The following is a 21,464-nucleotide window of genomic DNA, read 5'->3' as shown; positions in this document are numbered from 1 at the left end:
ACCGATGAGCACGAGCGTAGGCGTCAACAAAATGTCGGTCGTCCACCAGAAGTCCAACGGCACGACAGTCGCCGCTCCGGATGTCTGCAAGACGCCGAGCCCCGCCGGACCGGTACCCATTCCATACCCCAACATCGCGCGTTCGGCGGATACGGCCAAGGGCAGCAAGACTGTGGACGTGGAAGGCAATCCCCTCTGCGTCAAGGACTCCAACTTCAGCACCAGCACGGGAGACGAGGCAGGAACCGCCGGTGGCGGTGTCGTGTCCGGCAAGACCAAGGGGGAGGCGGAGTTCGTCAACTACTCGTTCGACGTGAAGGTGGAGGGCAAGAACGTCGCGCGGGCCATGGACCTGATGCTCCACAACGACAAGAACACGCCCCCCTTCCCGCTCATCCAGCCGCCTGTCATCGCCATGGGCAAGAGCTCTGGTGGTTGCTACTGCCTCGCTTGCAAGGACGATGTGTAGCCACGGCAGCCCCAGGAGGTACGCGCCATGCCCAAGAATCCGGAGCATCTAGCCAGTCCCGCGGAGCAGGTGCTGCACAAGCAGATCAACGGCGCCGAAGAAGGCGGTGCATGCCTGACGGGCCACTCCACCAGCTATAGCGACGCGTGCAGTTGCACGTACCGCTGGCAGGTGGTGCGGGAGTCCCGGCGCAACCGGCGTGCTGTCTACAACAAGGTGCCCGTACTGAAGCAGCAGCAGGAGCGGGAGTACCGAGCGAAGGACCCCGCGCTCCCGCAGGGCTCCATCCCCACGTCCTACAACCCGGCAAAGCATGCCAACTCCAACCTGCAATACGGCCCGTACATCTCGCTCCCCCAGCCCGGTGACTGGCAGGTCTTCGGGCCGACCCGCGCCGACATGAAGGACGCGGCGGGCAACACCATTCCTCCTGGCGCGAACTTCACCAAGTGGACGTGGCCCTACTGGAACAACGCGCACCACATGATTCCCAAGGGCACCTTCAACGGGACCATCGACGACATCGATGACCTGGACTGCCGCGAGCTCGTACGAGTCGGACTGCTGCGTGCGGAGTACAACGTCAACCACCACATCAACATCATCCTCCTGCCCATGGACCAGGAGGTCGCGCGGGTGATGGAGCTTCCCCGCCACCTCATCCGTGACGAGGAATTCATCCGCATCGAGATTGGCTCGAAGTATTTCAACCACGGGGCCTACAACCAGAACGTCAGGACCCGGCTGGAAGCCATCATCGACTCGTTCAGGGCCGCAGTTGACCGGGAGCGCCCGGAGAACTGCAAGGCCTGGCCCATCGTCAAGCTGTCGAAGAAGCGCTTGGAAGTCCTGTCGAAGCACTGCTACGCCGAGATCATCAAGTTCGGGACGAAGAGTCCCGGCTCCGCCATCTCCGACATGCCCCCGCTCAGCTCCAGCGCGCTGCGCAACTGAGGCAGGCCCAGGAACCCATGGACTACTTCCAGATCAATACGAGCCCCGCCGTTGATCCCAGCTATTGCGTCCTCTACCGGGAGCCCCTGGGCACCAACATGCTGAGGTACCGCATGTCAACCGGCATAGCGATGGGCGACAAGTACCCGCCGGACGCGAAATGGTACATGAGCGACGAGTCTCCCGGTATCAAGATGCCCTCGTTGATCGCCACCGTCACCAACATGCTGGTGGTGGAGCGGCGTATGAAGGAGGTCATCGAGCGCACGGGAGTGCCCATGGAGTGCCTGCCTTTCACACTCCATGACCACAAGAAGCGTGTGGCCAGAACCGACTACTTCATCATCAACCCGCTGGGCTCGTTCGACTGCCTCGACCTGAAGCAGAGTGAAATCATCTACGACGACGACGAGGTCGTCGCGGTGGAGAAGCTCGTCCTCTCTCCGGAGAAGCTACGGGCGGCACCCGACATCTTCCGCGTCAAGGAAGACCCGCATGTCTACGTGCTCAGCCACCGGCTCGTGGATGCGCTCCGCCAACTCGAGCCCACCAACGTGTATCTCACGAAGCTCGAGCAGTCCGCTTAGCGCGCGAGCGAATCCACCCATGTATGGTACCCCGCTATTCCTGATTGAGAAGTCCTGCGGCATCTCCCTGCAAGAAGCTTTGCCCGTGGTCCTCTCCAGGAAGGTGACCCACGACCAGATGCGTGGGTTCTGTACTCTCTACCGCCGGATTGGCGTGGCCCGCCTCTTCTCGACCGGACTTCCGGATGACTACTTCGAGAACCTCTCAAAGAGCGCTCGTGCGTTTCTCTACTTCCTGGAGGGGGCGGACGACAGGGCGAAGTTGACCAGCAGGTCCGAGCCATTCTTCGATGCCATCGCCTGCGATGATCTCCCAGCGGCGAAGGGCATTGCACACCACTCACGACAGACCTGGAACGCCGGGGAGGAGTACGAAGAGGACTTTCTCTACGTCGCCTTCCTGATGAAGCGCTTCGCCGCCGACACTTCCAGGGAGTCGCTCGAGGCTCTGCTCGCGCGATACGAGCAGGTCCTTCAAGGTGCGGAGGATTCCAGACTGGACCTGTGTCGTGCCCTCCTTTCCGCTGAACAAAAGCCGTTTGATGTCGCGCTGACACGGCTGGTGGAGGAACGGGACCGAGACATCCGCAAAAAGCTCGCGAACGAACGGCTGTCCCCGGATGATGTGACCACCACCGCCAGGATCTGGATTGAACTACTGGCGCTGCTGCGCCTCGCCGAACAGACCGGGCTCGCCTTGGCCGAGCACTACCTGCTGGCGCCATCCATCGCCCGCCGTGTGAACAGAGCCCGTGCTCCATCCCCTGACGCATGGAGGCAACTCCGCTCGTATTACGAGCTCGGCTGAGGCTTGGATTCGAATGAGACTCTGCGTGACGGGATTGGGGATGGTCAGTGCATTGGGGTACGGGGTGGTCGGAAGCACCGCGGCAATGCGCGCCGGCATCGTGCGCCCGTGGCCGCTGGACGGCCTCGTGGTCGATGATGGGGAGGGCGAAGCAACGCCCGTCGTGGGCTACCCGGTAAGAGCCTATGCGGAGGGTTTCTTCCAGGCAGGCGCCTGGGTCCGGCTCGCAACAGGTAGCTTCGAGGACCTGGCGCACTCCTCGGGGCTGCCACCAGTCTCCGACGTGGCGTTCTGGCGTCGCACAGGCATCATCACCCTGGGGCCGCTCATCGACGAGGAACGATTCCTGTTTTCTCTCGATAGGGTGCCGAACGCGATGTTGGAGCACTTCGCTTGGCCCCTGGTGCGGCTGCTCAAGCTCCCAATGCCTCTCGACCAGGTGTGGGCGCTCGCCAGCGGCCACTGCGGTCTGGTGGAGGCCCTCCAGCTTGCTGAAAAAGAGGTGTCCGCGCGGCGCCTGGACCGCGTCGTCGTCCTCGGCGCGGACTCATATGTGGATGCCCTATCGCTGGACTGGCTTGCCCAGCACAGGCGCCTGAAGACACCCACCCGCCAAACAGGAACCATTCCTGGAGAGGTCGGCGCCTGCCTCCTCTTGGAATCGGAGGTCGCGGCCCGAACACGCGGAGCGCTGATTGGGGGCCAGGTCGTAGCCGCCACACTGGGAGCCGCCATCACCGGAAATCGACCGCGTCCTCCCATCCTTGGGCGGGCGCTCGCTGATGCAGTGCTGAGTCTGATTCCAAAGCCCCAGCGGGAGCAGTCCTTCCGTGGAACGATGCTGCTCGACCTGAACGGTGAAGAGTGGAAGGCCCAGGTGTGGGGACATGCCCAGGTACTGCTCTCCGAGCACCTGGACCTGAGCCGATTCCAGGTCCTGCTGCCGTGCGAGTCCCTGGGAGAAACGGGCGCCGCGAGTGGACCTGTCGCCGTCTGCCTGGCAGTCAGCCAGTTCCTCCTGGGGGACACCGCGAGGGAGCACGTCGTCAGCTGCTCTATCTCGGATTTGGGGCGAGTGGGTACGGTGCTGCTCCAGCCGGCTGCCCCGCCACGTCTCCATCCCCCAGCCCGCTCATGAAGACGGCGGCGCCTCGCCCGCTCATCGCACGCGCCTTGCCGGTGAACGGACGCATCAGGCGCGAAGCGCTGCTCACCCGATCATCGCGCGCACTTCCTCGGTGAACGCGTGCTCGTCGTCCGCATGCAGCACGAGTGGGGGCAGCACCATCAGGTCGGCCCTGCCCCCCTTCACCGCGTGGAGCAGCACCAGCTTCGCGGGCCGGTCTCCACGCGGGTGCACCCAGCGCACGGTGCGCGGCTCCAGCCCATGCGAGCGCAGCACGGCCACCAAGTCGCTGAAGCGCGAAGCCGGATACACCACGCACAGCGACCCGCGTGACACCAGCAGGTGCTCCGCCGCGCGTGCCACGTCCGGCAGCTCACACGTCACCTCGTGCCGGGCAATCGCCTTCTCCAGGGACAGACTCGTCCGCCCAGAGGCCCGCGAGCGGTACGGCGGATTGCTCAGCACGTGCGCGAAGCTGCCCGCGGGAAACTGCTCCTCCACCCGGCGCAGGTCCCCCTGCACCAGCGACACCTCCCGCTCGCACCGGTTCAGGTAGACGTTGCGCTCCGCCAGCGAGAACAGCCGCGGCTGCAGCTCCAGCGCGGTGATGTCCTTGCGGCCCAGCCTCCGCGCGAGCACCAGCGGGATGATGCCGCACCCCGTCCCCAGGTCCATCAGCCGGCCCCGGAGCGCCCCACCCTCGTACACCGCGAAGTGCGCCAGCAGCACCGGGTCCAACGTGAAGCGGTAGCCCAGGCGCCGCTGCAGCACCTGGACCTCCCCGCCACAAATCGCATCGAGGGTCTCCCCGGGCCCCGGCTGGAGCTCGAGCCGCACGCGCCGGGGCCAATCCGGCAGGGTTCGTGTCAGGACCCTCACGGAGTGAAGTTAGGCTTCACGATCCAGGAACAGAAGGCCCGCCGGTGGAAGTGGCTCCACCCGGAGTGTCCTCGGCGGCAGTGTGGCCTGCGCCTCCATCACCGCCCTCACCTCCCACACAGGCGGAGGGTTGAGGGCAAAGCCCGCCTGGAAGGTCCCCCCCTGCACCCCGTTCACCAGCGCCTCCAGCCCCTGTACCGGGAAGACCTGCGGGTGCCCCGGCGCTTCCGGGTCCTTGATGCCCAGCACCGTGCGCAGCACCAGCGCGTTCAGCAGCGCGAGGTCCAGGCTGCGCAGCGTCGGATTCCGGGGCGCCCCCTTCAGGTGCGCCAGGTCCAGTCCCTGCCGGAAGCGCAGGATGCGGCCCCGCCCCTCCGGCAGCACCAGCAGCACCGCATGGTGTCCGGTGATGAGCGTCGCCAGGCGCTCGCGCGCGGCGGCCATTCCTCGCGGCGTGTCGAGCGGCTCGTCCAGCTCGTACACGCGCGCATATGCCGTCACCAGCGTGAGGAAGGTCTCCTCCTTGAACGTCTCCACTCCCTTGAGCGCGCGGTGGATGGGCTGCAGCTCCAGGCCCGGGTCCGACAGCGGGACAATCGCCGCCAGCGTGGGGCCCGCCTCGTCCAGCGCTGACAGCGGCCGCATGGGCGCCTCGTCCAGCACGGCCTGCAGGCGCTTGGACACCGGCGACGGCTCGATGCGCTTCAACGCCACCAGGTGCCTGTCGTACTGCCCCTGCCACACCGTGACGGCCCGCTCGGAGGCCTCCGCCAGCAGGCCCCGCAGGACGCCATGGTCGTCCGCGGTGAGCGTGACGGCCGGCTCCGCCTCCCAGGCCCGGGGGCGGTACGGGTCATGCTCCAGCGGCGTGCCCGCGTCCGCGTTGAGGGAACACAACAGGAAGCGCACCGGCGGCCCGCCCAGCTTCCCGGCGGGGCTGTGCAGCTCCACCAGGTACAGCGCCGGCCGCGCGTCCCGCAGGAGCGCGCCCGACTCCCGCAGGCGCCGTAGCTCCGCCGTGGGGTTGGCGGCCTCCAGCAGGGGCCGCACATGGGAAGGCTGAGGCACCGCGTTGCTCCGCGGCACGTAGTCGCTGGGCTCCAGCCGCTGCCCCAGCGAGGCCAAGAGGGCCGTGAAGGGATGAACGCGCGCCATGTCGGGGGGAAGGTGATGCTTCCTGCCCCGCTGTGCCATGGCGCACGCCCGGTTGCCCTACAGCCCGTCTACCACCAGACGTTCTTGTACGGCCGCGCCTTCGACGAGCGGCCGGGCAGCTTCAGCGCCGAACGGTCCACGCTCTCCTCCCACAGCAGGCTCACCGTGGTGATGGCGCCCGCCGAGCCGAGGAACGACAGCACGTAGGGGGTGGACTGGTCGAACCCACCCAGCACCAGGCCGGAGATGAGCAGCACCGCCGCGCCCACACCCGCGCCGAAGATGTCCGCGCGGAGAATCTGTGAGGGTGTCGGGTTGTACCGCATGGTCGCCAGCGCCAGCGCACCCGCGCCGATGCCCGGGGCCAGCAGCAGCGTGTCGCGCCACGTCTTGCCCGACACGTCCGTGCCCGAGAAGTGGATGATGGCCATCAGCAGCGCGGCATACGCCATGCCCCAGCCCGCGCCCGACGAAATCAGCAGGCCGTCGTTGAGCGGCAGCTGCCCGCCGCCGAGCCCCGCCGTGAGCCACGCGCCCAGCTCCGCGCCCAGGAAGGCGGACCAGGTCAGCACGCCCGCGTCCTGGGTGAACAGGTCCATGAAGCCCGCCATGAACATGCCGCCCACCATCGAGTTGGCGATGCCAAACGAGGCCATGGGCCGGTCCACCCAGTTGTTGAACTGCCACCACGCGGCGGCGCCGAAGCCCAGGCCCGCGCCGATGAGCGTGCCCGCCAGCATCGCCTCGCGCGAGCTCTGGTCGAAGTTGAAGTCGTTGGCGAAGGCCTGGGTGAAGAAGCCGCCCATGGCTCCCAGTGTCGTGTGGTGCACGATGAAGGTCATGCTGCCCGGGCCGGACAGGAACGGGCCCTGCCGGGGCCGGCCATCCAGCAGCACCCCGGTGTCCTCACCCGGAGGCACGGCGGAGGCCGTGGCCTTCTCCGCGTCCGCCCTGCCCTCGGGCGTCAGCGGAGCCTGCGGCTCGGTCACCAGCGAGCCCGGATCCGGCGGAAGCCGGGGCGTGTCCCTTCCCGAGGGGTCCTGCGACGTCGGAGGCTGCTGTGCCGACGTGGGCGGGGAGCTCGGATCCGCGGGCTGCTGCGGCGGCGGATACGCGTTCTGCGGCGGCGGATAGGACGGCTGCTGCTGCGGCGGCGGGTAGTTCGGATCCGCCGGCTGCTGCGGCGGCGGATATGCGTTCTGCGGCGGGTAGCTCGGATCCGCGGGCTGCTGCGGCGGCGGGTACGCATTCTGCGGAGGCGGATAGGACGGCTGCTGCTGCGGCGGCGGGTAGTTCGGATCCGCCGGCTGCTGCGGCACCTGCCCCTGGGGAGGGGACGCGGGCGCGGGAGCCGGCGCGGGCTCCTGCGGCTGCACGTACCCCTGCTGCGCGGGTGGCTGCGCATACGTCGGCTGCTGGGGGGCGGGGTACTGAGAGGGCGCCTGTGCACCAGCGATGGCCGGGATGACGAGCGCGACGGCGAGGACGGCGACGGAGACGCAGCTCCAGGTTCTCGGATGTGGCACGCAGACAACTCCTTGGGTCCAGCCGGGCGGGGAGAAGACCACAACCAGCGCCGCTGCGCCGGTTTTTGCGCGCCTTCCTCCGCTTCCGGTCCGTTCACAGGCGTGCACTTTTCCTCCGCGACGCGCAGCGGGCTCGCGCATCCGTGAAACAAGATGCCCGTCGGGTTCTCGTGGTCCGAGCTTGGGGTCGACTCCGCGCGTGTCCAGGTGGTGAAGGACGTTCCCCTTCCCTCCGGACGCCGCGAGTTCGTCCTCTATTGGTGCATGGTCAACCATCGCCTGGAGGAGAACCACGCGCTGGACGCGGCCATCGCCCTGGGCAACCACCTGGGCCTGCCCGTGGTCGTCTACCAGGCCCTCCGTCCCGACTACCCCTTCGCCTCGGACCGCTTCCACGCCTGGGCCCTGGATGGAATGGTCGACCTGACGGGCGCCTGTGCCGCGAAGGGCCTGCCCTACTGGCTGGAGCTGCCGCGAAGCGCCCGCGAGCACCGCCCCCGGCTGGCGGAGCTGGGCCGCCGCGCCGCCGCCGTCGTGTCGGACTTCTTCCCCACGTACATCATCCCCGGCCACCTGCGCGGCGCCGCGAAGGCGCTGGACGTGCCGCTGTTCGCCGTGGATGCGTCATGCGTGGTGCCCATGCAGCGCATCCCCACCGTGCAGGCCGGGGCGTACACCCTGCGCCCCAAGCTGCGGAAGCTGTGGCCGGAGTACCTGGGCCGCACCCTCCCCGCCCGCCCGGTGAAGTCCGCCGGCGGCCTCAAGCTGGAGCCCGGCTTCGAGCCCTCGGATGCGCGCGCGGCCCGTGACGCGCTGCACACCTTCGACATCGACCACTCGGTGGCCCCCATCGGCGAGCGAGGCGGGCGCAAGGCGGGGCTCGCGGCGCTCCAGGCCTTCATCCGCGCGAAGCTGGAGGGCTACGACACCGAGCGGAGCGACCCGGGCCGCGCGCACCAGTCCGGCCTGTCCCCGTTCCTCCACTGGGGCAACCTCTTCGCGGGAGAGGCCGCGAGCGCCGTCATCCGCGCGGCCGGCACGGACCACCCCGCCGTGCGCAGCTTCCTCGAGGAGCTGCTCGTGCGCCGCGAGCTGGCCTTCAACTACTGCTTCCACACGCCGGGGCCCCGGCAGCTCACCGTGGAGTCCCTGCCCGCCTGGGCGCGCAACACGCTGTCCACGCACCAGCAGGACGCCCGCGACCACCTCTACACGCTGGAGGAGCTGGAGACGGCCTGCACCGGTGACGGGCTGTGGAACGCCGCCCAGCGCGAGCTGCTGGCACGCGGCCGCATCCACAACTACCTGCGAATGCTCTGGGGCAAGAAGCTCCTGGAGTGGAGCAGCACCCCCGAGGAGGGCCTGCGCCGCATTGCCCTGCTCAACGACAAGTACGCGGTGGACGGCAGGGACCCGGCCAGCGTCGCCAACTTCATGTGGGTGCTGGGGCTGCATGACAGGCCCTTCCAGGAGCGGAAGGTGCTGGGGAAGGTGCGGCCCATGAGCTCGCCGCGCACCGCGGAGAAGTACGACCTGGCGCCCTACATGGCCCGCTGGGGCCGCCCCGGGGACCCGCCGGTGAAGCTCAAGCGCGTCCGGAGCGTGCCCGCCCGGTGAGCAAGCCTGTTGACATCCGCGCCTCCAAAAGTGAGACGGCGGTTCCATTCCCGCGCCGGGGTCACTAAAGCCACGGACGGGTCACCGACATCAGGAGCCGGGCCATGGGCATGATGAAGTTCGATATCCCCCACTCCCTCCCGAAGGAGGAGGTCAAGAAGCGCGTCGAGCAGCTGCTCCAGTACTGGAGCAACAAGTACGGCGTGAAGTCGGACTGGCAGGGCGACGGCGCGAAGATTGCCGGGAAGGTGATGGGCATCCAGATGGATGCGTCCTTCGTCATCACCGACAACCAGGTGCAGGGCGAGGGCACCGACCCCGGGCTCCTGCTGCGCGGCAAGGCCAAGTCCTACCTGCAGGACAAGTTCGCCTCGGTGCTGGACCCGAAGAAGAGCCTGGACCAGGTGAAGGGCAACCTGGCCTGAGGGCTTCGCAGCCGCGGCCCCTGCCTCAACGCAGGGGCTGCTCCTCCAGCGCGGCCAGGGCGTAGCGCGCCGCGCGGGAGATGGCGTCCGCCGAGTCAGGCATCTCCGGGTAGTGCCCGGCCAGGGGCCGCTGCGGGAAGCGCAGCTGGGCGATGGCATTGCGATAGCACCGCCGTGCCGCGTCCGGCTCCTGCGAGCGCTCATGCACCTGGGCCAGCAGGTAGTGGCCGATGGCCAGCGTGGGCTCCAGGAACAGCGCCTTGCTCAGCTCCGAGCGCGCCTCCTTGAGGTTCCCCGCCTGCAGCGCCGCCACGCCGCCGAAGATGCGCGCCTCCACGCACAGCGGCTCGCGCTGGATGGCCTGCGCGAAGGCTTCGCGCGCCTCGGGGATACGGCCGGTGAGCGAGAAGAGGTTGCCCAGCGTGAGCAGGGCGTCCAGGTCACTCGGCTCGTCCACCAGCAGGCGCTGCACGCCGGCGATGGCGGCGGGGAAGTCGCCCTGGGTCATCTTCCGCACGGCCACGGCCAGCCGCTCCGCGGGCGGCAGCAGCTTGGGCCACGTCGTCACCGGGACTTCGCCCGTGGTGGTGCGCGGGGGCGCCACCTGGGGCAGCGGTATCTCCTGGGTGATGCGCGGGCGCGCGGAGTCCTGGGGCCCCACCGCCGGTAGCTCCTGGGTGATGCGCGGCCGCGCCGAGTCCCCCGGACGCGGAGCCGGCCCCTGCGCCCGGGGAGGCACCGCCGCCGAAGGCCCCGTGCCCGGAGCGTGCGCGGGCCGCTTCGCGGTGGGGCCGGCACCCGCGGGCGTCCCCTGCCCTCGCGCGCCCTGGGCGCCAGCGGCGGCCGCGGCCTCGGCCTGGTTCTGGATGCGCCGGCGGAGGTCCGCGGCGAAGGACTCGGGAGTCTCCTTGCGCTCGGGCAGCTCCGGCTCACCCGGGTACGGGGTGATGCGCAGCGGGGGCGCGCGGTGGGCCTTGTCGCTCAGCGGACGGCGGTACACGAAGGCGCCGTCCACCTCGATCATCTCGAAGCGGTCATAGACCTTGAAGAGGCTCTCCGAGTAGCCCAGGAACAGCAGCCCGCCCGGCCGCAGCGCGGCGAGGAAGCGGTCCATCAGCCCGCGGATGGTGGGCAGGTCGAAGTAGATGATGACGTTGCGGCAGAGGATGAGGTCCAGCGTGGACAGGCCCACCTTGTCGAAGACGGGGGCCGCCAGGTTCTGCCCGTCGAAGCGGATGTAGTCGCGCAGCGCGGGCAGCGCCTCGTAGCCGTCCTCCACGGGGCGGAAGAAGCGCCGCAGCCGCTCCTGACCGATGCTGATGCAGCGGCGCGACGTGAAGCGCCCCTGCCGCGCGGCGTCCACCGCGGCCAGGTTCAGGTCTGTGGCCAGCAGGTCCACTTCCATGGACAGCGCGCCCAGCTCCGCCAGCACCATGGCCACGCTGTAGGGCTCCTCACCCGTGGCGCAGCCCGCGGACCAGACGCTCACCTTGCGCATCTCCCGCCGCGAGCGCGTCACCAGCTCCGGCAGCACGCTCTTCTCCAGGGCGCGGAACTGCTTGGCGTCCCGGAAGAACTCCGTGTGCCCCACCGTCACCAGCGGCAGCAGCGAGCGCAGCTCCTCCTCGCCGCCCGGCCCCGTCAGGCGCTGGATGTACTTCTCCGGCTCCTCCACGCCCAGCACGGGCATGCGCGTGGACAGCGCCAGCCGGAGGCTGTGGAAGCCGTCGGGCGTAATCTTGAGGCCCGCGCGCTCCAGGAGGAGCGCGGCGAGCTGCTCGAGCACCTTCTTGCTCGCGGTCAGCACGCGTCCACCCACTGCACGAGCATGGGGCCAATCCGGTCCAGCGCCAGTACCTCCTGTGCGGCGCCCAGCTGCACCGCCTCGCGGGGCATGCCCCAGACGACGGACGTCGCCTCGTCCTGAGCGATGGTGCGACCACCCCGCTCACGAATCTCCTTCAACCCTCGCGCGCCGTCGCGCCCCATACCCGTCAGGATGACCCCGATGCAGCGCGAGCCGAAGGCCTCGCCCGCGGAAGTGAGCAGCATGTCACACGAAGGCCTGAAACCGCGCAGCGCGGGCCCGGAGTCCAGCTCCAGCCTGCCCTCCGGTCGGACCAACAGGTGACTGCCAGACGGTGCGATGTACACCGTCCCGCGCTCCATCACCACCCCGTCCTCCGCCTCCTTCACCCGCAGCGCCGTCTCCATCGCCAGCCAGTGCGCCAGGCCCTCGGTGAAGCCCTCGCTGATGTGCTGGCAGTAGGCGATGGGCGCGGGAAAACCCCGGGGAATCGTCCGCAGCACCTGCGCCACGGCCTTGGGCCCGCCCAGCGACGCGGCGATGGCCACCAGGGGGAACGGCGGCGGCGGAGCGTCCTCCCGGGGCGTCCGCTGCCCCGGCCGGGTGTGCACCTGCCGCACCGCCTTCACCTGCGCCAGCATCACCAGCTTGCGGGCCACGTGCGGCCAGAAGTCCGCCCCCGGAGACGCCGGGCGCTCCACCACGTCCAGCGCCCCCAGCGCCACCGCCTGGAAGGCGTCCTGCCCGGAGAGCACGCCCGGGTGCAGCGCCAGCACCGGCACCGGGCGCTCCACCATGACCTGCTCAATCGCGTCCAGCGACTCGCGGGCGCTCAGGTCCACCAGCAGCACGTCCGGGAAGTGGCGCTGCACGGCCACCAGGGCGTTGGCGAAGTCCACCTCCGCCGGCCCCACGGGCACCAGGGACTCGCCGTCGAAGAGGCCGCGCGCGGCGAGCGCACGCAGCCCCTTGCCCACCATGAGCACCCGGAATGCCATTCCCGCTGAAGCGGCGCCGCCCAAGCGTGGCTCCTCAGGTCAGCCGATCGATGGCCTGCGCGAGGACCTCCACGCCCAGCTCGCCCTTGACGAGGTAGGCGTCCGCCCCCGCGTCCAGGCCGCGCCGCTTGTCCTCGGGTGAGGCGAGCGAGGACAGGATGATGACCGGGATGCGGGCCACCGAGGGCGTCGACTTGAGCCGCCGCGCCAGCGAGAACCCGTCCATCTTCGGCATCTGCACGTCGGTGAGGATGAGGTCGTACGTGTTGTTCTGCACCTTCGCGTATGCCTCCTCGCCGTCCTGCGCCTCCTCGAGCGAGTGGCCCAGCGCCTTGACGAGCGCGCCTTCCGTGGCGCGGGCGATGGGAGAGTCGTCCACCAGCAGCACCCGCAGGCGGCGGGCCGCCGGGGCCTGGGTGACGGGGCGCGCCATGCGGCGCACTTCCGCCATGATGTCCGGCACGTGCAGCAGCACGGCGATGCGGCCGTCCTCCAGCGCGGCGGTGCCGGCGATGAAGGGCGCGCCCTTGAGGAACTCGCCGCCGCAGGGCTTCACGGCCACCTCGCGCTCGTCCACGAAGCCGTCCACCACCAGGGCCGCGTGGTCCTCACCGTGACGCACCACCACCGCGGGCGGCTTGTCGAAGCGGTTGCCGCCATTGAGGCCCAGGAGCGGCCCCAGCGCCACCAGCGCCGTGGGCTTGCCACGGTGCCGGACGGCCAGCGTGCCGAAGATCTCCAGCCGGTCATCCGGCTTGACGCGCATGACGGCCTCCACGTCCGCGGCGGGCATGCCGTAGACGTCGTCGCCCAGGCGCACCAGCAGCACCTTCATCAGGGCCAGCGACTGGGGCAGCCGCAGGGTGATGGTGGTGCCACGGCCGATGCGGCTGATGACGCCCACCGAGCCGCCCAGCTGCTCCACCTTCCGCTTCACCACGTCCATGCCCACGCCGCGGCCGGACAGCTCGCTGACCTGGTCGCGGGTGGAGAAGCCGGGGCGGAAGATGAGCTCGATGGCCTCGCGCTCGGACAGCGCGGCGGCCTGCACCTGGGTGATGAGGCGCTTGCTCACGGCCACCTGGCGCAGCCGCTCCGGGTCGATGCCGCGGCCGTCGTCCTCCACCTCGATGTGGAGCATGTCGCCGTCCACGCGCACCCGGATGCGGATGCGCCCGGTGGCGGGCTTGCCCAGCTGCTGGCGCGTGTCCGCGGACTCCACGCCGTGGTCCACCGAGTTGCGCAAGAGGTGCACCAGCGCATCACGCACGTCGGCCAGCATGGACCGGTCCACGCCGATGTCGGCGTTCTCGATGACCAGGTCCACTTCCTTGCCCTGCGTGCGGGACATCTCGCGCACCGCGCGGGGGAAGGCGTCGAACACGGTGGCCAGCGGCACCAGCCGGGCCTCGGCCACGTGGTCCGCCATCTTGGCGAGGTTGCCGTGCAGCGTGTTGATGCCGTCGTCGTTGCGCCGCACGAAGCGGAACGCATCGTCGCGCAGCATGTGCAGGTCGCTCTCCACGCGGTCCAGCGCGACGCGCACCTGCGCGGGAATCTCCACCTGCTCCGCCAGCCGCAGGAAGCGGTCACCCAGGCGGCTGAAGCGCTCGAACAGCGCCTCCGTCTCCGAGCTGCGCAGCCGGCCGCGGGCGCTCTCCACGAGCAGGTCACCGGCCAGCAGGCCCAGTGAGTCGAGCACCTCCACGTTGACGCGGATGCTCCGGTCCGCGATGGCGGACTTCGCCGCCGCGCCGGGAGCGTCGTCCTCGCGGCCCGGCGCATGGGCCTGGGCCGCCGCCTGCGCAGGAGCCTCGGGGGCCTTCGGCGCGGGGGCCGGGGCCGCCGCCACGGGAGCAGCAGGTGCCGGGACCGCGGGCGCGGCGACCGGAGCCCGGGCAACAGGCGCCGCGGGCTTCGGCTTGGGCCCGATGGAGGGCGGCGCCTGGCCGGAGACCTCCGCGAGGGCCTTGACCATGTCCTCGCTGGCGGGAGTGCCGGTGTTGGCGCCCTCCAGGTCCTCGTTCAAATCCGAGAGGACATCACACGCCCTGAGCAGGACGTCGGTGGCAATCTCGGTGGCCGTCCTTCCCTCGCGCTCGGCGCGCAGGACGTCCTCGGCGGCGTGCGCCAGCTGACCGATGACGGGCAGGCCCAGCATGCGGGCCTCTCCCTTCATCGTGTGCAGCTCGCGCGCGACGTCCTCCGCGGCCTGGTCCGCGGTCTCCTTCTCCAGGTCCAACACCCCCAGCTGAATCTTCTGGAGACGGTCGGCGGTGACCTCCTGGAACTTCTTCAGGAGGGATTTCTTGAGAGCCTCGGTGTCCATGGCCGGCGTTCGCCCCTCCCTTTCCAGGAAGCGCTAGTCGGCCTTGAAGCGCTTGATGAGCTCTGCGAGTCGGCCCGCGAGCTGCGTGAGCTCCGACGCCGCGCCGGTCGCCTGCTTCGACGCCTGCGTCGTCTGGCGCGTCACGTCCTCGATCTCCGCCATGGACGCCACCACCTGCTCCGTCGCCGTGCGCTGCTGCTGCGTGGCGAGGTTGATGACGCGCGCCGCGTCGCTGGTCTCCTGCACGCCGGCGAGGATGCCCTCGACGGCCTGCGCCGCCACCGCGCCCAGCTTCTCGCCGGACTCGGTCGCCGCCTTGGAGGCCTCCGCCGCGCCGGCCGCCGCGGCCGTCGCCTCGCGAATCTCCGTGATGAGGTTCTTGATCTCCTTGGTGGAGTCCAGGACGTTCTCCGCCAGGCGCCGCATCTCCGCCGCGACGATGGAGAAGCCCTTGCCGGCCTCACCCGCGCGGCTGCCTTCCAGCGCCGCGTTCAGCGCCAGCAGGTCCGAGCGGTCGGCAATCTCGTCGATGACCTCCACCACGGTGCCGATGCGCTCGACGCGCTTGGACAGCTTGGCGATGGAGTCCGCCACCGCGACGCCGTCGCTGCGGATCTGCTGCATGGCCTGGATGAACTCGCCAATGGCGCCCCGGCCCGCGCGCGCCGCGCCGAGCGTCTCCTCCGCCACGCGCGCCACGCTGCCCGCGTTCTCGGCAATCTGCGCGGACGCGTGCTTCAGCTCCTCCATGGTGGCGGTCGTCTCGTGGATGGCCGCCGCCTGCTCCGTGGAGGACGTCTCGTGCTGCGTGGACGCCGCGAGCACCTGGTTGGCGGACGAGGACAGCCGCAGGGCCGCCTCGTTGATCTCCCGCACGAAGGTGCGCAGCGTCTCGATGACCTTGCCGAAGCCCTCGAGCAGGGGCCCGAGCTGGGGGTCTTCGGTGCTGGTGTTCCACCGGGACAGGTCACCCTCGCGCACCAGGCCGATGAGCGAGTCGAGAGCCTGGTCGATTTCCTGCGCCGACACCTGCTTGCGGTGCTCGGACGCGGCGAGGTTGTCCAGCACCTGGTTCAGCAGGTGGGCCATCTCCTCGCCACCGGGCCCGGCCAGCTCCTTGGGGACGCGGGCCTGGAGGTTGCCGGACAGCACCGTCAGCAGCGTGTCGGTGAAGGCCTTGTACTGGGCCGGGTTCGGTGCCGGGGCGGCGCTGGCCTTGTTGGAGGCGGCACCAGCCTTGGAGGCGGGGGCCTTCCGGGCGGCGCGAGCCTTGGACGTAGACTTGTTTTCGGGGGTGTCCAGGGACATTGCGGTCAGTGCCTTCCTTGAGTTCCTTGGGTCCTGGCGGTTTCGACCAGGTCGATGAGCAACACGGTGCGCGCCTCTTCGAGGCACACGCCGACGGCATACGGGGCCGCGCCGGCCGTGGGGGGCATCCGGCGCAGCGAGGACAGAGGGATGGTGCGGACGGCGTGGACGGCATCCACCTTGAGGTGGCCCTCGCCCTCCGGGGTGTCGAAGACGATGGCGCGGTGGCCGCGGTGTGGCAGTCCCAGCTCGGGCAGCGTGATGTCCTCGGGCAATGAGCGGTCGATGCGCACCACCTGCGAGGCATCCGTGCCGTACAGGGAGTCGCCGATGTCGAAGAACAGGATGTCCACCTCCTCCTGTTCCTGCGCGGCGTCGGACTCGTCTTTCATCGAGCCACCGCGCGCTGCCGGGCCGTCTGCAGCAGCTTGGAGAAGTTGATGAGGTTGATGGAGTCCTGGCTGCCGCCGCCCTGCACCACGCCCAGCAGGTGCTCTGCGGCGGCGTCACCGCCCAGCGGCGGAGGGAGGATCTCTGAAACAGGGATGCGGCGCAGGCCCAGCACCGTGTCCGCCACCACGCCGGCCACATAGCTGCCGGTGATGCCAACGAACAGGCGGGTGCGCGGGCCGATGCGGGCCTCTCCCTTGGAGAGGAAGCGAAGCAGGTCGACGACGGGGAGCACCTCGCCGCGGTGGCCCGTCACCCCCATGATGAAGGAGGGGGTCCTCGGCAGGGGGGTGAGCAGGCCGGCACGAAGAACTTCGAGCACGTTCTCGCTGGGAACACCGAGACGCAGCTCGCCCACCCGGAAGCAGAAGAACTCCTGCTCCGGTCGGGCCTGCGCGGCCAGGGCGCGGTCCGGGGCCATCCGGAGGGCCCGCTGGAGGGGTGTCGGGGTCGTGATCAAGGCGGCAAAGTATCCGGAGGGGACGAAAACCGGTCAAGTGGACGCGATAGCACGGCCGCTCGGTCGCCGTTTCGATGGTCCGCGCTGGTTCAAAGGTGTAGGGTTAGCGGGATTCCTTTGAGGAGGACGATGTCGCGCGTACTGGTCATTGACGACAGCCCGATGCTGGTGGAGCTCACCGTACGGGCACTGACCGCCGCTGGCTACCAGGCGAGCGGCGCGCAGGACCTGGCCAGCCTCGACCAGAAGCTCACCGAGGGGCCGTTCGCGCTCATCCTCATGGACGTGAACATGCCGGAGATGTTTGGCGACGATGTCGTCGAGTATCTCCGGAGGCAGAAGAAGGTCACCTCCAAGCTGGTGCTGTACTCCGACATCCCCGAGGCCGAGCTGGACGCCAAGACCCGGGCCTCCGGCGCGGACGGCTACATCCTCAAGAGCGGAGGGCTGGAGGCGGTGCTGGGCGGGGTCATGGGTCTGATTGGCCCCCCTGCCCTGGGCATCCCCACGGCCGTGCCCGCCCCGGCGGCGGCGCCCGCGGCTCCTGCGGCGCCCCAGGCCCCGGCGGCGACCACCGGCCTTCCCAAGGCCCCGGCCACCGCGGGCGGGCGCAAGCCGCGCATCCTCATCGTGGACGACAGCGAGATGACGGCCCGCATCATCGAAGCGGACCTCGTGTCCAAGGGCTTCGAGGTGCACGTGGCCGACACCGCGGACAAGGCCACGAAGATCATCCTCAAGAAGCAGACGCGTCCGGACCTGGTGCTGCTGGACGTGCGCATGCCCAACGTGAATGGCGAGCAGTTCTGCCGCTTCATCAAGAGCAACAGCCTCTTCAAGGGCATCAAGGTGCTGCTGTGCTCCGGGGAGAACGTCGAGGAGCTCCAGCGCATCTGCCGCGAGGCGGGCGCCGACGGCTACATCCCCAAGGACGCGGTGATGGGGAACATGGTCGCCAAGGAGCTGCTGCCCCCCAGCAACGAGTAGCCTTCCGCGTCCGGGCGCCCGGCCCTGTGGCTACGGGCGCCCCGCCGCGTTCTCCCGCTCGTCCAGGCCGCGCGCGAAGTTGCCGATGACGAGCCCCGGCCGCGCGGCCTTCAGCCGCTGCAGCAGCGTGCGGATGCCCACCGGCTCTCCTCCGGCGCCCCTGTCGCGCGCCACCTCCAGGTACTGGATGGGGTCGATGCACAGCGAGCGCGTCTGCACCTGGTCCACGCGGTACTTCTTCACCAGCCGCTCCAGGGCCTTCACCTCGCCCTCGCGGTCCGTGACGCCGGGGAACAGCAGCAGGTTGAGCGCCAGGTACGCGCCGCGCTCACGCGCGAGGGCAATGGACGCCTCCACGTCCTCCCAGCCGTACTTCACCGGCTTGTAGTAGGCCTCGTAGAGGTCCTTCACCGCCGAGTTGAGGGACACGCGGATGGCGTCCAGCCCCGCGTCGAAGAGGGCCTCCAGGCCGCGCGTGAGGCTGGCGTTGGTGTTGATGTTGATGGAGCCGTGCTTCGTGTGCGCGCGCATGTAGCGGATGGCCTCGGCAATCTGCTTCCAGCGCGTGAGCGGCTCGCCCTCGCAGCCCTGCCCGAAGCTGACCATGGTGCGGCCCGGCGCGTGCTGCAGGTGGTACAGGCCAATCTGCCCCATCTCCTCGCCGGTGGGCCCGTCGTCCATGCGCTCGTGCGAGGCGGGCGGGCCGTCCGCGGGCTGGTCGGAGATGCAGCCCACGCAGCGCGCGTTGCACATGACGGACGCGGGGATGGCGGCCTCGTCCCGCAGGTAGAACGTGTTCTGCGACGTGAAGCACCGGTAGATGAGCGCGCACGTCTTCAGCTGCTTCAGCACGCGGTTGTCCGGGAAGCGCTCCATGTGCTGCTGCACCAGCGCCTTCATCTCCGGCGTGGAGTAGCGCTCCGGGTCCCAGTGCGAGCGCCGGTCCGTGTGGATGGCCCAGGCCACCGGCCCCTCGCCCACCCACGCCGCGGCGGTGTACGCCCACTGCGGCAGCACCGGCCCGTTCCCCTTCACCTCGCCGGGCAGGAACGTCCGCGTGTACCCCGGCGGCAGCAGCGCGCCCACCGCGTTGGGGACGAACGTCTTGCCGCCCACCTTCATCTCCCGCACCAGCTCCAGCTCGCCCGTCTCCGGGTGGAGCCCCACCGGCAGCCGGCCGGGCAGGTGCACCAGGCGCCCGGCCGACGGCAGGGGGATGGGCTTGTCCTGGGGAGGAACGAGCTCCTCGCCACTGCGCAGCGTGGCGAGCAGGTACGGGTGCTCCATCACCTTGCCCTTGGGGTCGGCGAACAGCAGCTTCGGCGCGGACGTCATGCCCCGTTAACTACCATCCACCCCGCTTCTCTTCGACGCCGAACCGCGCCCCTTGAGCCGCATTGCGTCCAACGCCACGCGTCATTTGCGAGGCCCAGTCCGTCTCACCGGAGGCATGCGCGGGGCTTCCAGCGGCGCCTTGATTCCCCCGGGGTTTTGGATAGGGTCCGCGCGCTTTTTACGTCCCAGAGCGGGACGTTCCCCCTGGAGGCAGTCGTGATCGTCGGAGTTCCCAAAGAGATCAAAACCCGTGAGTACCGCGTCGGCATGGTCCCCGCGGGCGTGCGCGCGCTCACGAGCGCGGGCCACACGGTGCTGGTCGAGACGAACGCTGGCATCGGCTCCGGCATCCCCGACTCCGAGTACCAGCGCGTTGGCGCGCAGATCATCGCCACCGCGGACGAGGTCTGGAAGCGCGCGGAGATGGTCGTCAAGGTCAAGGAGCCCATCGCGCCCGAGTACGAGCGCATGCAGCCCGGCCAGATCATCTACACGTACTTCCACCTGGCGGGCGTGGACCCCGAGCTGACCAAGACGCTCATCAAGAAGAAGGCGACGGCCGTCGCGTACGAGACGCTGCAGCTCGACGACGGCAGCCTGCCCCTGCTCAAGCCCATGTCCGAGGTGGCCGGAAAGATGGCCATCCAGGTGGGCGCCGCGTGCCTGGAGAAGGCCCACGGTGGCAAGGGCATCCTCCTGGGCGGCGTGCCCGGCGTGCGCCGCGGCCGCGTGACGGTCATCGGCGGTGGCGTCGTCGGTCTGTGCGCCGCCAAGGTGGCGGTGGGCATGGGCGCCGAGGTCACCATCCTCGACGTCAACCTGGAGCGCCTCACCTACCTGGACGACGTGTTCCTCGGCCGCACCAGCGTGCTGGCGTCGGACACGGAGAGCATCGCCAAGTCCGTGCGTGAGTCGGACCTCGTGGTCGGCGGCGTGCTCATCCCCGGTGGCAAGGCCCCCAAGCTCGTCTCCGAGGCCCTCATCGCCGAGATGAGCCCCGGCTCCGTCGTCGTCGACGTCGCGGTGGACCAGGGCGGCTGCATCGAGACCTGCAAGCCCACCACCCACGACAACCCGACCTTCGTCGTCCACGGCGTGGTCCACTACTGCGTGGCCAACATGCCCGGCGCGGTGCCCCAGACGTCCACCTACGCCCTCACCAACACCACCCGCCCCTACGCGCGGAAGATCGCCGACATGGGCCTGGTGGAGGCCATCAAGTCGGACAAGGCCCTTGCCCGTGCCATCAACACCTACAACGGCCACATCACCTACGAGGCCGTCGCCAAGGACATGGGCTACGAGTACGTGCCGCTGACGGACGCGCTCGCCGGCCGCAAGTAGGCCCACCAGGCAGGCATCCAGGCAGCACCCGGCGGGGGAGGTTCGGATGGCGACATCCGGCCTCCCCCTTCGTTATCTATCCTGGGGAATAAGTTCTTCCGGCCGGCGTCTGGTGTTCCCGAAGCGGGCGTGCGGACGGGTGATGTTGGGATGGTGCTGTTGCTGCTTCTGTTCCCGTGCATACATTGATGGGCAGGCGACAACTCATTCCCCAATTGTTTCGGGCCCTTGGAAGGCGGGACATGTTGGACTTCAGGCAACCCAACCGAACGAAGCAGGAATTCGAAGAGCTGGCGCTGGCCCACCTGGACCCGCTCTATTCCGCGGCCCTGCGGCTGACGAAGAATGAGCGCGACGCGGAGGACCTCGTGCAGGACACCTGCATGCGGGCCTACCGCTTCTTCGACAAGTTCGAGCGGGGCACCAACATCAAGGCCTGGCTCTTCAAGATCCTCACGAACACCTTCATCAACCGCTACCGCCGCAAGGTGAAGGAGCGCACGGTGGTGGAGGGCGTGGAGCGCGAGGCGGTGCATGAGCGCTTCGTGAGCCGGGACGCGACGGACTTCGCGGCCAACCCGGAGCAGTACTTCTTCGACCGGCTCCTGTCGGACGACGTGCTGCGGGCCATCGACTCGCTGCCCATCGACTTCCGGCTGGTGGTCATCCTCGCGGACCTGCAGGAGTTCTCCTACAAGGAGATCGCCGAGATTCTCGAGTGCCCCGTGGGCACGGTGATGAGCCGACTGTTCCGTGGCCGGAAGTTGCTGCAGAAGAACCTTCGGGACTATGCGCAGGGCCAGGGTGTTTTCCGGCATGATGGTGACCCCGTCCCTGCCCCCGCAGACCTCGAAGAGTATCGACGCAGGAAGAAGACGGGGTAGAAACAGGTTCCTCCCG

The 21,464-nt window shown here is 69.3% G+C and carries 20 protein-coding genes; 10 read left to right on the top strand and 10 right to left on the bottom strand.

The genetic code is table 11. The features are described from left to right. Positions 1 to 4: 4 nt before the first annotated feature. The 5 genes from LXT23_RS11195 (at position 5) to LXT23_RS11175 (ending at position 3,956) form a co-directional block, all read left to right on the top strand. On the top strand, positions 5 to 469 hold the full coding sequence (locus LXT23_RS11195; RefSeq protein WP_253980107.1) for a DUF4150 domain-containing protein: 465 nt from the start codon (positions 5 to 7) through the stop codon (positions 467 to 469). Between the two features lie 27 nt (positions 470 to 496). After that, the gene (locus tag LXT23_RS11190) at positions 497 to 1,423 is read left to right on the top strand and encodes an AHH domain-containing protein (RefSeq protein ID WP_253980106.1); all 927 of its coding nucleotides are present in this window, start codon (positions 497 to 499) and stop codon (positions 1,421 to 1,423) included. A 113-nt stretch (positions 1,424 to 1,536) separates the two neighbouring features. Then, positions 1,537 to 2,010 (top strand): imm11 family protein, encoded by a 474-nt coding sequence (locus tag LXT23_RS11185; protein WP_253980105.1) that lies wholly within the window; start codon positions 1,537 to 1,539, stop codon positions 2,008 to 2,010. Between the two features lie 19 nt (positions 2,011 to 2,029). Further along, positions 2,030 to 2,818: an Imm49 family immunity protein gene (locus LXT23_RS11180; RefSeq protein ID WP_253980104.1), complete on the top strand. Its 789-nt coding sequence runs from the start codon at positions 2,030 to 2,032 to the stop codon at positions 2,816 to 2,818. Between the two features lie 85 nt (positions 2,819 to 2,903). Continuing rightward, entirely contained in the window at positions 2,904 to 3,956 is a 1,053-nt protein-coding gene (locus LXT23_RS11175; protein ID WP_253980103.1) for a hypothetical protein, read from the top strand. Between the two features lie 72 nt (positions 3,957 to 4,028). On the opposite strand, the gene LXT23_RS11170 is transcribed toward LXT23_RS11175, so the two are convergent. From LXT23_RS11170 to LXT23_RS11160, 3 genes are all read right to left on the bottom strand, one after another. Then, the gene (locus LXT23_RS11170) at positions 4,029 to 4,781 is read right to left on the bottom strand and encodes a tRNA1(Val) (adenine(37)-N6)-methyltransferase (protein ID WP_253980102.1); all 753 of its coding nucleotides are present in this window, start codon (positions 4,779 to 4,781) and stop codon (positions 4,029 to 4,031) included. Positions 4,782 to 4,832: 51 nt separating this feature from the next. Next, positions 4,833 to 5,978 (bottom strand): DUF1015 family protein, encoded by a 1,146-nt coding sequence (locus LXT23_RS11165; protein WP_253980101.1) that lies wholly within the window; start codon positions 5,976 to 5,978, stop codon positions 4,833 to 4,835. Between the two features lie 68 nt (positions 5,979 to 6,046). Then, complete coding sequence (locus LXT23_RS11160) at positions 6,047 to 7,504, bottom strand: hypothetical protein (protein WP_253980100.1); 1,458 nt, start codon at positions 7,502 to 7,504, stop codon at positions 6,047 to 6,049. 153 nt (positions 7,505 to 7,657) lie between these two features. Here LXT23_RS11160 and LXT23_RS11155 point away from each other — a divergent pair, with 153 nt between their 5' ends. Both LXT23_RS11155 and LXT23_RS11150 read left to right on the top strand, forming a co-directional pair. After that, entirely contained in the window at positions 7,658 to 9,121 is a 1,464-nt protein-coding gene (locus LXT23_RS11155) for a deoxyribodipyrimidine photo-lyase (RefSeq protein WP_253980099.1), read from the top strand. Between the two features lie 104 nt (positions 9,122 to 9,225). Further along, complete coding sequence (locus LXT23_RS11150; RefSeq protein WP_253980098.1) at positions 9,226 to 9,546, top strand: polyhydroxyalkanoic acid system family protein; 321 nt, start codon at positions 9,226 to 9,228, stop codon at positions 9,544 to 9,546. A gap of 25 nt (positions 9,547 to 9,571) precedes the next feature. On the opposite strand, the gene LXT23_RS11145 is transcribed toward LXT23_RS11150, so the two are convergent. The 6 genes from LXT23_RS11145 to LXT23_RS11120 are packed head-to-tail and all read right to left on the bottom strand — an operon-like array spanning position 9,572 to position 16,859. Continuing rightward, positions 9,572 to 11,353 (bottom strand): CheR family methyltransferase, encoded by a 1,782-nt coding sequence (locus tag LXT23_RS11145; protein ID WP_253980097.1) that lies wholly within the window; start codon positions 11,351 to 11,353, stop codon positions 9,572 to 9,574. After that, complete coding sequence (locus LXT23_RS11140; protein ID WP_253980096.1) at positions 11,347 to 12,351, bottom strand: chemotaxis protein CheB; 1,005 nt, start codon at positions 12,349 to 12,351, stop codon at positions 11,347 to 11,349. The genes LXT23_RS11145 and LXT23_RS11140 overlap by 7 nt, the downstream gene beginning before the upstream one ends. Before the next feature lie 34 nt (positions 12,352 to 12,385). Further along, the gene (locus tag LXT23_RS11135; RefSeq protein ID WP_253980095.1) at positions 12,386 to 14,680 is read right to left on the bottom strand and encodes a hybrid sensor histidine kinase/response regulator; all 2,295 of its coding nucleotides are present in this window, start codon (positions 14,678 to 14,680) and stop codon (positions 12,386 to 12,388) included. 33 nt (positions 14,681 to 14,713) lie between these two features. Continuing rightward, positions 14,714 to 15,988 carry a methyl-accepting chemotaxis protein gene (locus LXT23_RS11130; RefSeq protein WP_253980094.1) on the bottom strand — a complete coding sequence of 425 codons (1,275 nt, stop codon included), beginning with the start codon at positions 15,986 to 15,988 and terminating at the stop codon, positions 14,714 to 14,716. 5 nt (positions 15,989 to 15,993) lie between these two features. Further along, positions 15,994 to 16,380, bottom strand: a complete 387-nt coding sequence (locus tag LXT23_RS11125; protein WP_253980093.1) for a CheW domain-containing protein — start codon at positions 16,378 to 16,380, stop codon at positions 15,994 to 15,996. Further along, positions 16,377 to 16,859: a chemotaxis protein CheW gene (locus LXT23_RS11120; protein ID WP_253980430.1), complete on the bottom strand. Its 483-nt coding sequence runs from the start codon at positions 16,857 to 16,859 to the stop codon at positions 16,377 to 16,379. The genes LXT23_RS11125 and LXT23_RS11120 overlap by 4 nt, the downstream gene beginning before the upstream one ends. A 168-nt stretch (positions 16,860 to 17,027) precedes the next feature. Between LXT23_RS11120 and LXT23_RS11115 the strand changes: the two genes are divergently transcribed. Continuing rightward, on the top strand, positions 17,028 to 17,885 hold the full coding sequence (locus LXT23_RS11115; RefSeq protein WP_253980092.1) for a response regulator: 858 nt from the start codon (positions 17,028 to 17,030) through the stop codon (positions 17,883 to 17,885). 30 nt (positions 17,886 to 17,915) lie between these two features. Here LXT23_RS11115 and LXT23_RS11110 read toward each other — a convergent pair whose 3' ends face one another. Then, on the bottom strand, positions 17,916 to 19,220 hold the full coding sequence (locus tag LXT23_RS11110; RefSeq protein ID WP_253980091.1) for a radical SAM protein: 1,305 nt from the start codon (positions 19,218 to 19,220) through the stop codon (positions 17,916 to 17,918). Positions 19,221 to 19,436: 216 nt separating this feature from the next. Between LXT23_RS11110 and ald the strand changes: the two genes are divergently transcribed. Together ald and LXT23_RS11100 are read left to right on the top strand one after the other, a co-directional pair. Continuing rightward, positions 19,437 to 20,564: an alanine dehydrogenase gene (gene ald / locus LXT23_RS11105; RefSeq protein ID WP_253980090.1), complete on the top strand. Its 1,128-nt coding sequence runs from the start codon at positions 19,437 to 19,439 to the stop codon at positions 20,562 to 20,564. Positions 20,565 to 20,806: 242 nt separating this feature from the next. Then, positions 20,807 to 21,448 carry a sigma-70 family RNA polymerase sigma factor gene (locus tag LXT23_RS11100; protein ID WP_253980089.1) on the top strand — a complete coding sequence of 214 codons (642 nt, stop codon included), beginning with the start codon at positions 20,807 to 20,809 and terminating at the stop codon, positions 21,446 to 21,448. Positions 21,449 to 21,464: the final 16 nt, after the last annotated feature.

Origin of the sequence: Pyxidicoccus xibeiensis, assembly GCF_024198175.1 — a bacterium.
Lineage (GTDB): Bacteria > Myxococcota > Myxococcia > Myxococcales > Myxococcaceae > Myxococcus > Myxococcus xibeiensis.
Note: the sequence above shows the minus strand (reverse complement) of the source record. Positions and strands in the feature narration are given on the sequence as shown.

Excerpts from the sequence above, each read along its gene's own strand:
- LXT23_RS11195 (WP_253980107.1), top strand. The coding sequence starts at position 5 with ATGAGCACGAGCGTAGGCGTCAACAAAATGTCGGTCGTCCACCAGAAG.
- LXT23_RS11190 (WP_253980106.1), top strand. The coding sequence starts at position 497 with ATGCCCAAGAATCCGGAGCATCTAGCCAGTCCCGCGGAGCAGGTGCTG.
- LXT23_RS11185 (WP_253980105.1), top strand. The coding sequence starts at position 1,537 with ATGTCAACCGGCATAGCGATGGGCGACAAGTACCCGCCGGACGCGAAA.
- LXT23_RS11180 (WP_253980104.1), top strand. The coding sequence starts at position 2,030 with ATGTATGGTACCCCGCTATTCCTGATTGAGAAGTCCTGCGGCATCTCC.
- LXT23_RS11175 (WP_253980103.1), top strand. The coding sequence starts at position 2,904 with ATGCGCGCCGGCATCGTGCGCCCGTGGCCGCTGGACGGCCTCGTGGTC.
- LXT23_RS11165 (WP_253980101.1), bottom strand. The coding sequence starts at position 5,978 with ATGGCGCGCGTTCATCCCTTCACGGCCCTCTTGGCCTCGCTGGGGCAG.
- LXT23_RS11155 (WP_253980099.1), top strand. The coding sequence starts at position 7,658 with ATGCCCGTCGGGTTCTCGTGGTCCGAGCTTGGGGTCGACTCCGCGCGT.
- LXT23_RS11150 (WP_253980098.1), top strand. The coding sequence starts at position 9,226 with ATGGGCATGATGAAGTTCGATATCCCCCACTCCCTCCCGAAGGAGGAG.
- LXT23_RS11140 (WP_253980096.1), bottom strand. The coding sequence starts at position 12,351 with ATGGCATTCCGGGTGCTCATGGTGGGCAAGGGGCTGCGTGCGCTCGCC.
- LXT23_RS11135 (WP_253980095.1), bottom strand. The coding sequence starts at position 14,680 with ATGGACACCGAGGCTCTCAAGAAATCCCTCCTGAAGAAGTTCCAGGAG.
- LXT23_RS11130 (WP_253980094.1), bottom strand. The coding sequence starts at position 15,988 with ATGTCCCTGGACACCCCCGAAAACAAGTCTACGTCCAAGGCTCGCGCC.
- LXT23_RS11125 (WP_253980093.1), bottom strand. The coding sequence starts at position 16,380 with ATGAAAGACGAGTCCGACGCCGCGCAGGAACAGGAGGAGGTGGACATC.
- LXT23_RS11120 (WP_253980430.1), bottom strand. The coding sequence starts at position 16,859 with ATGGCCCCGGACCGCGCCCTGGCCGCGCAGGCCCGACCGGAGCAGGAG.
- LXT23_RS11115 (WP_253980092.1), top strand. The coding sequence starts at position 17,028 with ATGTCGCGCGTACTGGTCATTGACGACAGCCCGATGCTGGTGGAGCTC.
- LXT23_RS11110 (WP_253980091.1), bottom strand. The coding sequence starts at position 19,220 with ATGACGTCCGCGCCGAAGCTGCTGTTCGCCGACCCCAAGGGCAAGGTG.
- LXT23_RS11100 (WP_253980089.1), top strand. The coding sequence starts at position 20,807 with ATGTTGGACTTCAGGCAACCCAACCGAACGAAGCAGGAATTCGAAGAG.